This is a genomic window from Sandaracinobacteroides hominis, from assembly GCF_016464365.1.
In the GTDB taxonomy this organism is placed as follows: Bacteria; Pseudomonadota; Alphaproteobacteria; order Sphingomonadales; family Sphingomonadaceae; genus Sandaracinobacteroides; species Sandaracinobacteroides hominis.
The window spans coordinates 145,554-159,614 of record NZ_JADCUC010000007.1 but is presented as its reverse complement, the minus strand read 5'-3'; the positions used below and the strand labels follow the sequence as shown (position 1 = coordinate 159,614).

16 protein-coding genes are annotated in these 14,061 nt (G+C 67.5%); 11 read left to right on the top strand and 5 right to left on the bottom strand.

What is annotated here, in order from left to right; genetic code table 11:
- Positions 1-2: 2 nt before the first annotated feature.
- On the bottom strand, positions 3-797 hold the full coding sequence (locus IM784_RS14725) for an enoyl-CoA hydratase/isomerase family protein (protein WP_328799561.1): 795 nt from the start codon (positions 795-797) through the stop codon (positions 3-5).
- A 70-nt stretch (positions 798-867) separates the two neighbouring features.
- On the opposite strand from IM784_RS14725, the gene IM784_RS14720 reads away from it, so the two are divergent.
- Together IM784_RS14720 and IM784_RS14715 are read left to right on the top strand one after the other, a co-directional pair.
- The gene (locus IM784_RS14720) at positions 868-1,491 is read left to right on the top strand and encodes a TetR/AcrR family transcriptional regulator (RefSeq protein ID WP_235977404.1); all 624 of its coding nucleotides are present in this window, start codon (positions 868-870) and stop codon (positions 1,489-1,491) included.
- Between the two features lie 17 nt (positions 1,492-1,508).
- Complete coding sequence (locus IM784_RS14715) at positions 1,509-1,694, top strand: hypothetical protein (protein WP_199556096.1); 186 nt, start codon at positions 1,509-1,511, stop codon at positions 1,692-1,694.
- A gap of 46 nt (positions 1,695-1,740) precedes the next feature.
- On the opposite strand, the gene IM784_RS14710 is transcribed toward IM784_RS14715, so the two are convergent.
- From IM784_RS14710 to IM784_RS14695, 4 genes are all read right to left on the bottom strand, one after another.
- The gene (locus IM784_RS14710; protein ID WP_328799560.1) at positions 1,741-3,300 is read right to left on the bottom strand and encodes a DHA2 family efflux MFS transporter permease subunit; all 1,560 of its coding nucleotides are present in this window, start codon (positions 3,298-3,300) and stop codon (positions 1,741-1,743) included.
- Positions 3,301-3,316: 16 nt separating this feature from the next.
- On the bottom strand, positions 3,317-4,423 hold the full coding sequence (locus IM784_RS14705) for an HlyD family secretion protein (RefSeq protein ID WP_199556094.1): 1,107 nt from the start codon (positions 4,421-4,423) through the stop codon (positions 3,317-3,319).
- On the bottom strand, positions 4,416-4,874 hold the full coding sequence (locus IM784_RS14700) for a MarR family winged helix-turn-helix transcriptional regulator (RefSeq protein WP_199556093.1): 459 nt from the start codon (positions 4,872-4,874) through the stop codon (positions 4,416-4,418). Before IM784_RS14700 ends, IM784_RS14705 begins: the two co-directional genes overlap by 8 nt.
- Before the next feature lie 76 nt (positions 4,875-4,950).
- Positions 4,951-5,709, bottom strand: coding sequence for a Crp/Fnr family transcriptional regulator (locus IM784_RS14695; RefSeq protein ID WP_199556092.1), 759 nt, complete (start codon positions 5,707-5,709; stop codon positions 4,951-4,953).
- Between the two features lie 205 nt (positions 5,710-5,914).
- Here IM784_RS14695 and ccoN point away from each other — a divergent pair, with 205 nt between their 5' ends.
- From ccoN to IM784_RS14650, 9 genes are read left to right on the top strand one after another with little or no spacing between them, the layout of a single operon-like run.
- A complete protein-coding gene (ccoN, locus tag IM784_RS14690) occupies positions 5,915-7,564 on the top strand; it encodes a cytochrome-c oxidase, cbb3-type subunit I (RefSeq protein ID WP_199556091.1) in 1,650 nt (549 codons plus the stop codon).
- Between the two features lie 11 nt (positions 7,565-7,575).
- On the top strand, positions 7,576-8,298 hold the full coding sequence (gene ccoO, locus IM784_RS14685) for a cytochrome-c oxidase, cbb3-type subunit II (RefSeq protein ID WP_199556090.1): 723 nt from the start codon (positions 7,576-7,578) through the stop codon (positions 8,296-8,298).
- Positions 8,299-8,300: 2 nt separating this feature from the next.
- Positions 8,301-8,477: a cbb3-type cytochrome oxidase subunit 3 gene (locus tag IM784_RS14680; RefSeq protein ID WP_199556089.1), complete on the top strand. Its 177-nt coding sequence runs from the start codon at positions 8,301-8,303 to the stop codon at positions 8,475-8,477.
- Positions 8,474-9,334, top strand: coding sequence for a cytochrome-c oxidase, cbb3-type subunit III (gene ccoP, locus IM784_RS14675; protein WP_199556088.1), 861 nt, complete (start codon positions 8,474-8,476; stop codon positions 9,332-9,334). The genes IM784_RS14680 and ccoP overlap by 4 nt, the downstream gene beginning before the upstream one ends.
- A 5-nt stretch (positions 9,335-9,339) precedes the next feature.
- Complete coding sequence (ccoG, locus tag IM784_RS14670; protein WP_199556087.1) at positions 9,340-10,809, top strand: cytochrome c oxidase accessory protein CcoG; 1,470 nt, start codon at positions 9,340-9,342, stop codon at positions 10,807-10,809.
- Positions 10,806-11,261 carry a FixH family protein gene (locus IM784_RS14665; protein ID WP_199556086.1) on the top strand — a complete coding sequence of 152 codons (456 nt, stop codon included), beginning with the start codon at positions 10,806-10,808 and terminating at the stop codon, positions 11,259-11,261. Before ccoG ends, IM784_RS14665 begins: the two co-directional genes overlap by 4 nt.
- Positions 11,261-13,444: a heavy metal translocating P-type ATPase gene (locus IM784_RS14660; RefSeq protein ID WP_199556085.1), complete on the top strand. Its 2,184-nt coding sequence runs from the start codon at positions 11,261-11,263 to the stop codon at positions 13,442-13,444. The genes IM784_RS14665 and IM784_RS14660 overlap by 1 nt, the downstream gene beginning before the upstream one ends.
- The gene (ccoS, locus tag IM784_RS14655) at positions 13,441-13,590 is read left to right on the top strand and encodes a cbb3-type cytochrome oxidase assembly protein CcoS (RefSeq protein WP_199556084.1); all 150 of its coding nucleotides are present in this window, start codon (positions 13,441-13,443) and stop codon (positions 13,588-13,590) included. The genes IM784_RS14660 and ccoS overlap by 4 nt, the downstream gene beginning before the upstream one ends.
- Positions 13,587-13,769, top strand: a complete 183-nt coding sequence (locus IM784_RS14650) for a hypothetical protein (RefSeq protein WP_199556083.1) — start codon at positions 13,587-13,589, stop codon at positions 13,767-13,769. Before ccoS ends, IM784_RS14650 begins: the two co-directional genes overlap by 4 nt.
- Positions 13,770-14,061 lie beyond the last annotated feature (292 nt).

Here is a 14,061-nt window from a genome sequence, read left to right as displayed (position 1 = left end):
GCTTACTCCGAAACGTAGCTGGGGGTGCGCTTTTCCAGGAAGGCGCGCATGCCCTCGGCGAAATTGGGGCTTTTGGCGGCCATCACCTGGTTGCGGTTCTCGATGGCCATGGCGGCTTCCAGGCTGCCGGAATCGGTCGCCATGGCGAGGCCTTCCTTGGTCATGCGGAGGCCGAGCGGCGAGGCATGCAGCAGGTCGTCGATCCACGGCCGGGCGGCTGCCTCCAGCTGCTCGTCGGGGACGACTTCGGCGACAAGGCCGACGGCGAGCGCCCGCTCCGCCTTCAGGAAGCGGCCGGTCAGCATCAGCTCCGAGGCGATGGAGCCGCCCACCAGACGGGGGAGGAAATAGCTGACGCCCATGTCGCAGGCGGAAAGCCCGATGCGGATGAAGGCGGCATTCATGCGCGCGGATTGGCCGGCAAGGCGGATGTCCGACGCCAGCGCGAAGGCAAAGCCGCCCCCGCAGGCCGGGCCGTGGATCAGCGACAGGATCGGCTGCGGGCAGCGGCGCATCCGGATATAGACATCGGCCAGATAGCCCTGGAAGCCGAAGCCGCCGCCAAAGGGAACGGCATCGCGCTCGCTATGCTCCTTGATATCCAGCCCGGCGCAAAAGGCGCGGCCGGCGCCGCGCATCACCACGACCCGCACCGAGCTGTCGTTATAGAGCCGGCCGAAATAGTCGCTGAGGTCATGCACCATCTGCAGCGAAATGGCGTTCATCGCCTCCGGGCGGTTGAGGGTGAGCCAATCGACTTCCCCCCGCTTCTCGACGGTGATGGTCTGATAGTCCACGCGTCGACTCTCCCCATGCTGAACACTGTTTAGTGTTGCGTACTGAACGCCGTTCGGTATGACAAGGGGGATGGCCGTTCTCCTCACGGAAATGCAAGTGCGCGAAGTGCGCGAGCGCATCCGGCAGGTGGCCGAACAGCAGCTGGCGGAACGCGGCCTGCAGGCGACATCGCTGCGCTCGATCGCCTCCCAGATGGGCTGGTCGCCGGCCTCGCTCTATCGATATTATGCGGGGAAGGCCGAGCTGCTCGCGGCGACACGCGCGGCCGCCTACAACCGCTTCTCGGACGCGATCGAGACGGCCTATGCCAGCACATCCGATCCGTGGGGCCGGTCGCGCGCCATCGGCGACGCCTATGTCGCCTTCGCCTTCGACGAGCCTGCCGCCTACAAACTGCTGTTCGCCTATGAACAGGCCGACACGGAAAAGACCGACGAGCTGCGCGCGGCGGAGGCGCGCTCGCAGTTCACGCTGACGACATATGTTTCCGAGATGGTGGAGGCCGGGCTGCTGGAAGGCGATCCGGCCACCCTGGCGCATGTCTATTGGGCGAGCCTGCATGGGCTGATCGTGCTGCAGATGGCCGGGAAGCTGGGGCAGGCGCCGCCGTTCGAGACGGTGCGCCATGCAGCCGCGCGGCTGATCACCCGGGGCGCCGCAGCCCGCCGCGACGGATCAGGGGAAAACGGATAATAAGGGGGAACAAGGGCATGTGGCGTTGGGTTCTGGGTCTGCTGGGGGTGCTGGGGCTGGCGCTGCTGTTCCTGCCGCTGTCGGCGGTCGCCACGCGGCTGGCACCGGGGCTGCAGGCCGAGCAGATTTCCGGCTCGATCTGGAAGGGGCGGCTGGGCGACGTGCAGCCCGTGCAGCAGGAAAGCATCGCCGACCCGGCCTGATGCGGAGAGACCTGCCCGAAACGCCTTCCGTTCAGGGGTTCACACCCTAGTCGAAAGCGACGTGCATATCCTCGTCCTTGCCGGCGGCGGGCTGTTTCGGTGGCCGCTGCAGCAGCATCACCAGCGGCAGCGCCGCCAGCGTCAGGAACATCATCAGCTTGAAGTCATCCAGATAGGCGATCATCAGCGCCTGCTGGTTCACCGCCGCGTCCAGCATCGCCGTCACCGTCTCGCCGGCCGAGCCGAGCGCCGAGGCCATGCCCGGATCGACCGAGCTGATGCTGTAGCCGGTGACCTTCCCGCCCAGTTCCATGTGGTTCACCTGCACGTTGCGCGCCAGCATTACCGTCACCAGCGAAATCCCGGCCGAGCCGCCGATGCTGCGGAACAGGGTGAGCAGGCTGGAGCCGTCGGTACGATATTTCGGCGGCAGCGTCGCAAAGGCGAGCAGGTTCAGCGGCATGAAGACCAGCCCCATGCCCAGCCCCTGCACCAGCCCGGAGACGATGAACGGGGTGGAGCCCATTTCCGGCGACCAGCCGCTCATCTGGTGCAGCGACTGGGCCGCAACGATCAGGCCCAACGCCACCAGAATCCGGGGGTCCATGCCGCGGGCGATCAGCCGGCTGGTGACGAACATGCTGATCAGTATGCCGACGCCGCGCGGCATCAGCAGCACGCCGGTGGTCAGCACCGGATAGCCATACAGCCCCTGCAGCAGCGGCGGCAGCAACGCCAGCGTCGCCGTCATCAGCATGCCGTTCACCGCCATGAACAGCATGCCCATCATCAGGTTGCGGTTGGCGAAGATGTGGCGATCGAACATCGGCTCGCGCGCGGTCGCCATGTGGATGCCGAACATCCAGGCGGCACTGACCATCACGATCGCCTCGATCCGCACTTCCCACGAGCTGAACCAGTCCATCGTCTGCCCGCGGTCCAGCATCAGCTGGAACGAGCTGAGGGCGATGGCCAGCATGGCAAAGCCGAAGATGTCGAAGCGGCGGATGCTCTGCTCGCGGGTGGGAAGCAGCGCCCACAGGATGGCGAAACAGCCGATGCCGATGGGGACGTTCACATAGAAGCACCAGCGCCAGTTGTAATATTCCGTGAGCCAGCCGCCGATCACCGGCCCCAGGATCGGGCCGATCATCACCCCCATGCCCCAGATCGCCATGGCGCTCGCCTGCCGCGATTTCGGGTTGATATCCATCATCACCGTCTGGCTGAGCGGCATGATGAAGGCGCCCATGACCCCCTGCAACAGCCGGAAGGCGACCATCTGGTTGAGGCTGGTGGCAAGCCCGCACAGCATCGAGGCCGCGACAAAGCCGAACACGCCGACGAGGAACAGGTTGCGCGAACCAAAGCGGTCGGAGAGCCAGCCCGTCAGCGGCAGGGCGACGGCCGAGGCGATGATATAGCTGGTCAGCACCCAGGTGATGGTGTCGGCGGTGGCACCCAGCGCCGCCTGCATGTGCGGCACGGCGACGTTGGCGATCGTCGTGTCGAGGATCTGCATGATGGTGGCCGCCATCACCCCGAACGCCAGCAGCGGCCGGTTGCGGGTATGGAGCGCCGGGCGTTCCTCGTCCGGGAGAGGCACTGCGCCGGCCGCGGCGCTAGCGCTTGCCATCGTCTCTTACGTCCACCGTCACATCGGCGCTGAGGCCGGCGATCAGCTGGCGCGGGCTGGCTTCGTCGATGGCGATGCGCACCGGCACGCGCTGGGTCACCTTCACCCAGTTGCCGGTGGCGTTCTGCGCCGGCAGCACCGAGAACTGCGCGCCGGTGCCGGCGCCGATCGATTCCACATGGCCCTTCAGCTTCAGCCCCTTATAGGCGTCGAAGGTCACTTCCGCCGGCTGGCCGACGCGCATCCTGTCGAGGTCGGTTTCCTTGAAATTGGCATCCACCCACGAGCGGTTGCTCTGCACGATGGAAACGGCCGGCAGGCCGGTGATCATCATCTGCCCCACCTGCAGCCGGCTCGACTGGCTGACAGTGCCGTCGACGGGGGCATAGACGGCGGTGCGGGCGAGATCGAGCTCCGCCTTGGCACGCTGCGCCTGCGCTGCCTGAATGGCGGCGGGCGAGCCGGAAGCGGCCGAGCCGCTGCCCAGCTGGCTGCGGGCGCGGGCGGCGGTCGCCTGCGCCGTGGCGCGTTCGGCCTTGGCCGCCGCCAGCGCATGCGCGGCCGAATCCAGGTTGGCCCGGGTGGTAAAGCCCTGCCGCATCAGCGCCGCCTGCCGATCATAGGTGGATTGCGCCAGCGAGATGTCGGCGTCGGCGCTGGCAAGGTCGGCAGCAGCGCTGCCCTTGTCGGTCGCCAGCGTGTTCACCTGCACGCGTGCAGCGGCAAGGGCGGCGTCGCTCTGCAAAAGGGCGATGCGATAGGGTTCGGGATCGATGCGGAACAGCAGGTCGCCGGCCTTCACCGGCTGGTTCTCCTGCACGTTCACCTCGACGATACGCCCGGCGACGTCGGCCGAGACGGAGACCTTGTCCTGGTTCACATAGGCGTTGTCGGTAGAGACGGACTTGCCCTCGGACATCCAGATATAGCCGGCAACGCCCAATGCCAGCAGCGGCACGCTGAGCATCAGCGGGCGCACCCAGGGGCGGCGCTCCACTTTCTCGACCGCCAGCGCCGGCACCGGCTGCGGTTCGGCCTCGGCGGCTTGCGGCGCGCGGCGGGGAAAGGGGGGATCGGGATCGATGTCAGCCATGATGTGTCAGTTGCTCGTCTTCGAATTCGGGTTGGTTGGCGGCAAGGTTGGTGCGGATCTGTTCCAGCATGTCGGCCAGCGCGTCGCGCTCGGGTTCGGCAATGCCGTCTAGCGCCACGCCAAACAGCTCGTCGGCGATGACCGCGAGCTTGGCGATGATCGGGCGCGCGCCTTCCGTCAGGAAGATGCGCCAGGCGCGGCGGTCCTGCGGATCGCGGCGCCGCTCGACAAGGCCGGCCTCTTCCAGCCGGTCGATCATCCGGCAGAGCGTGATCGGCTCCACCTCGAGTCGCTCGGCAAGGGCGCCCTGGTTAAGCCCCTCGTTGCGCTGCAGGATCACCAGCGTCCGCCACTGCGGGCGGGTAACGCCGATCAACCGCGCGCGCTCGTCGAAGCGTTTGCGCAAAAGGCGCGAAACATCGCTGATCAGGAATCCAAGACTGTCTGCCATGCGCGGCATATAATAACGATGCTTATAAACAGCAATATTATATTCCGCGCTGGCAGCTATGCGCGCGGCTCACATCCTAGTTGCCGGCGCGGGCGATCAGCCGGGGGCGGTCGAGAATATGAACCGTGCGGCGGGCCGGCAGGTCGAGGATCCCGGCGCTGCGCAGGGCCGACAGCTGGCGGCTGACCGTCTCGATGGTAAGGCCAAGGATGTCGGCGATCTGCTGCCGGTCCAGCGGCAGGTCGAACCTGTCCAGCGGCGCCGCAGGCGCGCAGCCATTGTCGCCCAGCCGTTCGGACAGTTCCAGCACAAAGCTGGCGACTCGTTCAGAGGCGGATTTGCGGCCCAGCAGCAGCATCCAGCGGCGGGCGCGGTCCAGCTCGTCCAGCACGGTGCCCAGCAGCCGGTGCTCCAGCTCGGGATGGTCGTGGGCAAAGCGATCGAAGGCGGCGCGCGGGAACAGGCAGCAGCGGCTGTCGACCAGCGCCGTCACGCTGTGCGGGCTGCGGTCGTTGAACGGGCGGCCGATGAAATCGCCGGGATAGGCGACGCCGACGATCTGCTCGCGGCCGTCGGTGGTGGAGGTCGAAAGCTTCAGCGCGCCTTCGATGAGATTGGCGACCAGGGCGCTGTCCTCGCCCTCCCACACCAGCGTGCGGCCGCGCGGGACAGAGACGATGCGGCCGTCGCGGCCAAGCAGGTTGCGGGCTTCGGCCTGCAGCGAGGCGCAGATGCTGCGGCTGCGGACGGCACAGCTCTCGCAGCCGGAATCCTGCGACCTGGGCGTGGGAACAGCGGCAGGCAATGGAGGGGATGGAATATCAAGCACGAGCATTCACTTCGCCTGGCCCCCTACCCGCAATTCCGTCGCCATGCGGCATGAATCTGCCCGATGGCGACATTCTGTCGCTTCGAAACCCGCGGTTTCCGCCGGACGATCCCCCCTTTCTTGATCTGAATCAAGCATTGCCTTCGCGGCGAGGTGCATGGGGGCGGGCGGGCACTCGTACGCCCGAAGCGCTTCAGAAGGTACAGTTGCCATGAACGTCCTATTCCAGACCGGGGCCTATCTGCTCGCGGCCTTCATGGCGCTGTTCATGATCGCCACGGCGACCACCTGGCCGTTCGCGGCCCATGGGGTGGTCATCCTGGCGGCGGCGGCGATTGCGGCGGTCTATACGGTGGGCGGCGCGCGCTTCACGCCAAACGGCAGCTGGATCCTCCCCGACCATCCCGAGGATCGCTACAAGGACGATGTGATCCGCGCCGGCGTCATCGCCACCAGCTTCTGGGGCGTGGTGGGGTTGCTGGTCGGCGTGGTGGTGGCGGCGCAGCTGTCGTTCCCGCTTCTGAACCTCGATACCGAATTCACCACCTTCGGGCGCCTGCGGCCGCTGCACACCTCCGCGGTGATCTTCGCCTTTGGCGGCAATGCGCTGATCGCCACCAGCTTCTGGGTGGTGCAGCGCACCTGCCGGGCGCGGCTGGCGTTCGGCAACCTCGCCTGGTTCGTGTTCTGGGGCTATCAGCTGTTCATCGTGCTGGCGGCGACCGGCTATGTGTTCGGCATCACCCAGTCCAGGGAATATGCCGAGCCGGAATGGTATGTCGATCTGTGGCTGACCGTCGTCTGGGTCGCCTATCTGGCGGTGTTCCTAGGCACTCTGGTGAAGCGCCGCGAGCCGCACATCTATGTGGCAAACTGGTTCTACCTCGCCTTCATCGTCACCATCGCCATGCTGCACATCGTCAACAATCTGGCGGTGCCGGCGGGCTTCTCGGCCAAATCCTATTCGCTGTTTTCCGGCGTGCAGGATGCGCTGACGCAATGGTGGTACGGGCACAATGCCGTCGGCTTCTTCCTCACCGCCGGCTTCCTGGGGATGATGTATTATTTCGTGCCCAAGCAGGCGAACCGGCCGGTCTATTCCTATCGCCTGTCCATCGTGCACTTCTGGTCGCTGATCTTCCTCTACATCTGGGCCGGGCCGCACCACCTGCACTTCACGGCGCTTCCCGATTGGGCGCAGACGCTGGGGATGGTGTTCTCGGTCATGCTGTGGATGCCCAGCTGGGGCGGCATGATCAACGGGCTGATGACGCTGGACAATGTGTGGGACAAGATCCGCACCGATCCCATCATCCGCATGTTCGTCGCCTCGCTCGCCTTCTATGGGATGAGCACGTTCGAAGGCCCGGTGATGTCGATCCGGGCGGTCAACTCGCTGTCCCACTACACCGACTGGACCATCGGCCATGTCCATTCCGGCGCGCTTGGCTGGAACGGCATGATCACCTTTGCCTGCCTCTATTTCCTCACGCCCAGGCTGTGGAAGCGGGAACGGCTCTATTCGCTGCGGATGATAAACTGGCACTTCTGGCTGGCGATGGCGGGGATCGTTCTCTACGCCTCGTCGATGTGGGTGGCCGGCATCATGCAGGGCCTGATGTGGCGGGAATTCAACGCCGAGGGCTACCTCGTCTATGGCTTCTCGGAAGTCGTGGCGGCGATGCACCCCTATTATGTGATCCGCCTTCTGGGGGGCCTGCTCTATTTCGGCGGCTCGCTGGTGATGGTCTATAATCTGTGGCGGACGATCCGCGGCGATGTGCGTGCGGAGGCGCCGCTGGTCGACAGCTCCGGCAAGTCCGCCGAGCGGCCTTTGCCGCAACCCGCAGCTGCAGAATAGGGGGGCGCACGATGCAGATTTCCCATGGCACTATCGAGCGCAACGTCACCATCCTGCTGGTGCTGACCCTGCTGGTGGTCTCGATCGGCGGGCTGGTGCAGATCGCGCCGCTGTTCTGGCTGCAGAACACGGTGGAAAAGGTCGAAGGCGTGCGCCCCTACACCCCGCTGGAGCTGGCCGGGCGCAACATCTACATCCGCGAGGGCTGCTATACCTGCCACTCGCAGATGATCCGCCCCCTGCGCGACGAGAATGAGCGCTATGGCCATTACTCGCTGGCGGCCGAGAGCATGTACGACCACCCGTTCCAGTGGGGCTCCAAGCGGACGGGGCCGGATCTGGCGCGCGTCGGCGGCCGCTATTCCGACGAATGGCATGTGCAGCACCTGATGGATCCGCGCGCCGTGGTGCCGGAATCGATCATGCCCGGCTATGCCTTCCTGAAGGACCGCGATCTGCTGATGCCGGATGCCGCAGCGCATCTGAGGGCGAACCGCGCGGTCGGCGTTCCCTACAGCGACGCGGCGATCGCGCAGGCGTCCGCCGACCTGCGCGCGCAGGCCGATCCCAACGCCGACACGGCGGGCCTGCTGGAACGCTATGGCAAGGTGCAGGTGCGCGATTTCGACGGCGATCCGGCGCGGCTGACCGAGATGGATGCGCTGGTCGCCTATCTGCAGGTGCTGGGCACGATGGTGGACTTCGACACCTATGTGCCGGCCGAGAGCCGCTGAAGATGGACTATAACGAACTGCGCCATCTGGCCGACAGCTGGGGGCTGGTTTTCCTCTTCGCCTGCTTTGCGCTGGCGGTGTGGATGGCGATGCGGCCCTCGGCCCGGCGCTACCACGACGATGCACGGATGATCCCGTTGCTGGATGAAGAGTTGCGGGATGAAGAGGCGGACAGATGAGCGACCCGAGCAGCACCGAACCCGGCACCACCGGTCACGAGTGGGACGGCATCCAGGAGTGGAACAAGCCGATCCCGCGCTGGTGGCTGTGGATCTTCTACGCCACCATCGTCTTCGCCGGCGTCTGGGTGCTGCTCTATCCGGCGATTCCGGGGATCCGCGGCGCAACGCCGGGCCTTCTGGGCTATAGCAGCCGTGCCAATGTGCGGGCGGAAATCGCTGCCGTGGAGGCCGGGCGCGAGCAGGCGGTGAAAGGGATGATGGACATCCCCATCAACGATCTGCCCAACCATCCGCAGCTGATGCAGGCGGCGGTCGCCGGCGGGCAATCGGCGTTCAAGATCTATTGCGTGCAGTGCCACGGTACCGGCGCTGCCGGCAGCAAGGGCTATCCCAACCTCAACGACGACGACTGGCTGTGGGGCGGCGACATGGAGAGCATCCACACCACCATCCAGCACGGAATCCGCCAGCCCGACGACGACGATACGCGGATTTCGGCCATGCCCGCCTTTGGTCGCGACGGGATATTGAAGCCCGCCGAAGTCGACGCCGTGGTGGAATATGTGGTGCAGATCTCCGGCCAGAAGGCAAACCCGGCGCTGGCGGCAAAGGGCGGGGTGATCTTCCAGCAGCAATGCGTCGCCTGCCACGGCATCGACGGCAAGGGCCTGCGCGAATTCGGCGCCCCGAACCTCACCGACGGCATCTGGCTCTATGGCGGCAGCCGCGCCGACATCCGCCACACGGTGTGGAACGCCCACGCCGGGGTGATGCCGGCCTGGAAGACGCATCTGTCCGAGGAAACCATCCGCAAGCTCACCGCCTATGTCCACAGCCTCGGCGGCGGGGAGTGAACAAGATGCCCGGCCTGCTGAAGCCGGCGCCGCAGCCGCCGGCCGGCCTCTACAAGAAGCGCGAGAAGATCTTCCCGAAGGAAGTTTCCGGCCCCTATCGCCGCGCCAAGTGGATCATCCTCTGCGTCACGCTGGGCATCTATTACATAACGCCCTGGCTGCGCTGGGATCGGGGCGCCCATGCGCCGGATCAGGCGGTGCTGGTCGATCTCGCCGGGCGGCGCTTCTTCTTCGGCGGAATCGAGATCTGGCCGCAGGAATTCTACTATGTCGCCGGCCTCCTCATCATGGCCGGGATCGGGCTGTTCCTCGTCACCTCGGCCTTCGGGCGGGCGTGGTGCGGCTACAGCTGCCCGCAGACGGTCTGGACCGACCTGTTCATGGCGGTCGAGCGCTTCATCGAGGGTGACCGCAACGCCCGGATGCGCCTCGACAAGGCACCGTGGGGCCCCGAGAAGATCGCCAAACGCATCTCGCTGCACAGCGTCTGGCTGGTCATCGCGCTCCTCACCGGCGGGGCGTGGGTCTTCTACTTCGCCGATGCGCCGACGCTGCTCTCGCAGATCGTCAGCGGCACGGCGCCGTTCGCCGCCTATGGCGCCATCGCCCTCCTCACCTTCACCACCTATTCGCTGGCGGGGCTGATGCGGGAACAGGTGTGCACCTACATGTGCCCCTGGCCGCGCATCCAGTCGGCGATGCTCGACGAGGACAGCTTCATCGTCACCTACAAGACGTGGCGGGGCGAACCGCGCGGCAGCGTCAAGGAAAAGCTGGCCGAGCCCGGGATCGGCGACTGCGTGGACTGCATGGCCTGCGTCAACGTCTGCCCCACCGGCATCGAAATCCGCAACGGCCCGCAGCTGGAATGCATCACCTGCGCGCTGTGCATCGATGCCTGCAACGACACCATGCACAAGCTGGGCCGGGCGCCCGACCTGATCGGATACACAACCCTGAAGCGGGACGAGGAGGAGCGGAAGGGGGCGGCGCTGAAGCCGATCTGGCAGACGCTGCTGCGCCCCCGGCTCCTCCTCTATTTCGCGCTGTGGGCGGCGATCGGCATCGGCATGGCCGTAACACTGGCCGGGCGCGAGCGGATGGAGCTGCTCGTCTCGCAGGATCGCAACCCGGTCTATGTGCAGCTTTCCGGAGGCGACATCCGCAACGGCTTCACCGTGAAGCTGCTGAACAAGGAGCTGCAGCCCCGCGATTTCATCCTGACGGTGGAAGGCCTGCCCGAGGCGCGGATTTCCGATCCGCTGCTGGGAGGTGAGCCCGGAACGCAGATCGCCCTGACGGCGCGCGCCGACGGCGTGGAAACGCGGCACCTGCAGGTACGGGTGCCGCCAGCCGCGCTGGAAGGCAAGGAACACAGGGATTTCGCGTTCGTCGCGCGGGCGGCCGACGGCCAGGGCGAAACGCGGCAGGCGGCCCGCTTCACCGGGCCGCCACCTGCCGGGGACGGCGGATGAGCAAGCCGCTGACCGGAAGAAGGGTGCTGGCGATCTTCGCCGCCGGCTTCGGCATCATCCTCGCGGTGAACCTGACGATGGCCGTGCTGGCGACGCGGACCTTCCCCGGAATGGTGGTCGAGAACAGCTATGTCGCCAGCCAGAATTTCAACGCGGGGCTGGAGGCCGGGCGCGCGCAACAGGCGCGGGGCTGGAAGGTGACGCCCGAAGTGAAGGACAAGGCCCTGCTGGTGACGGCGCGCACCTCCGCCGGCGCAGCGCTCAAGGGCGCGCAGGTGGAGGCGCTGCTGACGCACCCGCTGGGGCAGGTGCCGCCGGTGCGGCTGGCGCTGCTGCCGGGGCCGGAAGGCCGCTACAGCGCCACCCTGCCGCAGGGCCTGTGGGACATGGAGCTGACCGTGCAGCGCGGCGGCGAGCGCCACTGGCTGCGGCAGCGGATCGAGGTCGGCTGATGGCCAGCTCGCCGCTCCTCACCTTCACCACCGAGCCGGCGCCGGGCAAGCGGCGGCTGGACCTGCACGTGCCGGGCGTCCACTGCGCCAACTGCATCCGCAAGGTGGAAGGCGCGGTGCGGCCCCTCGAAGGCATCACGCTGGCACGGGTCAACTTCTCCACCCGCCGGCTGGCGGTGGAGTGGGAGGACGCACAGGTCACGCCCGAGGCCATCGTCGAGGCGGTGGAGGGAGCGGGCTTCGAGGCACGCCCGTTCAACCCCGCAGACGCCGCCGCGACCGAGGCCGACCCGCAATCCCGCCGGCTGCTCACGGCGATGGCGGTGGCCGGCTTTGCGGCAATGAACATCATGCTGCTCTCCGTCTCGGTCTGGTCCGGCGCGGACGGCGCGACGCGGCACCTGTTCCACATCCTTTCCGCCGCCATCGCAATCCCGGCAGTCGCTTACGCAGGCCGCCCCTTCTTCGCCTCCGCCTGGGGCGCCCTGCGGCATGGCCGCACCAACATGGACGTGCCGATCTCCATCGGCATCCTGCTGGCGACGGGGATGAGCTTCCACGAAATGCTGACCGACGCACCCCACGTCTGGTTCGATGCAGCGACGATGCTGATCTTCTTCCTGCTGGTCGGCCGCTATCTCGACAGCGTGATGCGCGACAAGGCGCGCGCGGGCGTCGCCACCCTGATGAAGCAGGCAGCGCGCGGGGCGCTGGTGCTGGGGGCGGACGGCACGCAGGAATATCGCCCGATAGAGGCGGTGGCGCCGGGCATGCTGGTGCTGGTGGCGGCAGGCGAGCGGGTGCCTGTGGACGGCGTGGTCACAGAAGGCCGCTCGGCGCTGGATTCCGCGCTGCTGACGGGTGAGAGCCTGCCGCAGGCGGTGCAGCCCGGCAGCCTGCTCTCCGCCGGAACGCTGAATCTCGACGCACCGCTCACGGTCAAGACGACGGCGGTGGGCGAGGCGAGCTTTCTGGGACAGGTGCTGCGGATGATGGAGGCGGCCGAAGGCGGCCGCGCCCGGCATGTGCGCATCGCCGACCGCGCCGCGCGGCTCTATGCCCCCGCCGTGCACCTGCTGGCGCTGTGCACCTTCCTCGGCTGGATGGCGGCGGGGGCCGGCTGGCACCAGTCGCTGCTAACGGCGACCGCCGTGCTGATCATCACCTGCCCCTGCGCGCTGGGGCTCGCAGTGCCCGCCGTTCAGGTGACGGCGGCGAACCTGCTGATGCAGCGCGGCGTCCTCCTCAAGGACGGCGGCGCGCTGGAGCGGCTGGTGGAGGCCGATTCCGTGCTGTTCGACAAGACCGGAACGCTGACGCTGGGGCGGCCCGAGCCGGCGGGCGAACTGCCGCTTGTCGAGGCCGATCTCGCACGTGCGGCGGGTCTGGCCGCCAGAAGCCGCCACCCGCTGTCGCGCGGCCTGCTCGCCGCCGCCCGGCGTCAGGGCGTGGTGCCCGCAACACTGGCCGATGTCCGCGAGGTGCCCGGCTGCGGGATGGAGGCCCGCGTGGACGGCGTGCTGCTGCGGCTGGGCCGGCTGGACTGGGTCGGCGCCGAGGCCGGGCCGGAGGGCGCGCTCCTCAGCCTCGCCTTCCGCAAGGGCGATGGCGCGGCCGTGGTGCTGCCGTTCCACGATCCGCTGCGGCCCGATGCAAGGGCCGCCATCGACGCCATCCGCACGCGCGGGTTGCGCGTCGGCATCGTCTCCGGCGACCGGCCCGAGGCGGTGGATGCAGTCGCGCGGGAGCTGGGCATCGACGACTGGCACGCCGCGATGACGCCTGCCGACAAGCTGGATCTGATCCGCGTCCGGGCGCGACAGGGCAGGCGCGTGCTGGTGGTGGGCGACGGGCTGAACGATGCCCCGGCGCTCGCCGCCGGCCATGTCTCGATGGCGCCGTCCAGCGCCAGCGACGCCGGGCAGACGGCGGCGGACCTGCTGTTCCTGCAGGACGGGCTGATGGCGGTGCCAGAGGCGCTCAGTCTGGCGACGGCGGCGGACCGCCACATTCGGCAGAACTTCGCCGCCGCGATCGGCTACAATGTGCTGGCCGTTCCGATTGCCATTGCAGGATTTGCCACCCCGATGATCGCCGCCATCGCCATGTCCGGCTCCTCGATCCTGGTGGTCGCCAATGCGCTGCGGCTCAGGTGGGCCGTTCCGGCGAAAGGGGCGCGATGAACACGCTCGGCATCCTCATTCCCATCGCGCTGGGAGCCGGGCTGCTGGCGCTGATTGCCTTCCTCTGGTCGGTCCGCTCCGGTCAGTACGACGATCTCGAAGGCGCTGCACAGCGCATCCTGCTCGACGAAGAGGACGAGCGTTGAGGTTCGCCGTTGCCCTCGCCGTCTTCGCCCTGCCGATGGCCGCACTCGCCGGCCCGGCCACGGTTGTCGTCTGCTCGGCCAGCGGCAGCGGAAAGCGCGTGCCCGCCCCCGGCAGCGAACAGGCGCCGGCCTGCGCCCACTGGTGCGACGTCCGGCGGCGCCCTGGCGCAAACGCCTGATCTGCAGCGTCAGCACGCCACCAACGACGGTCAGCAGCGCCAGCAGCAGCATCAGCGTGCGGAAATCCTGCGGCGTCGCCAATGCCCAGGCCAGCAGCGGGCCAAGGATCGCCGGAATGGTGTTGGCGAGGTTCAGCACCCCCAGATCCCGCCCCCCCAGATCCCGCCCCCCCAGATCCCTCCCCCGGTGCGCCGGGCGCGGCAACAGCAGCATGAAGAAGGCGGAATGCAGCGCCAGGAAGGTCTGCGCCCCGACGGAATAGACGAGGAAGCCGACGGCGCCGGCAGAACG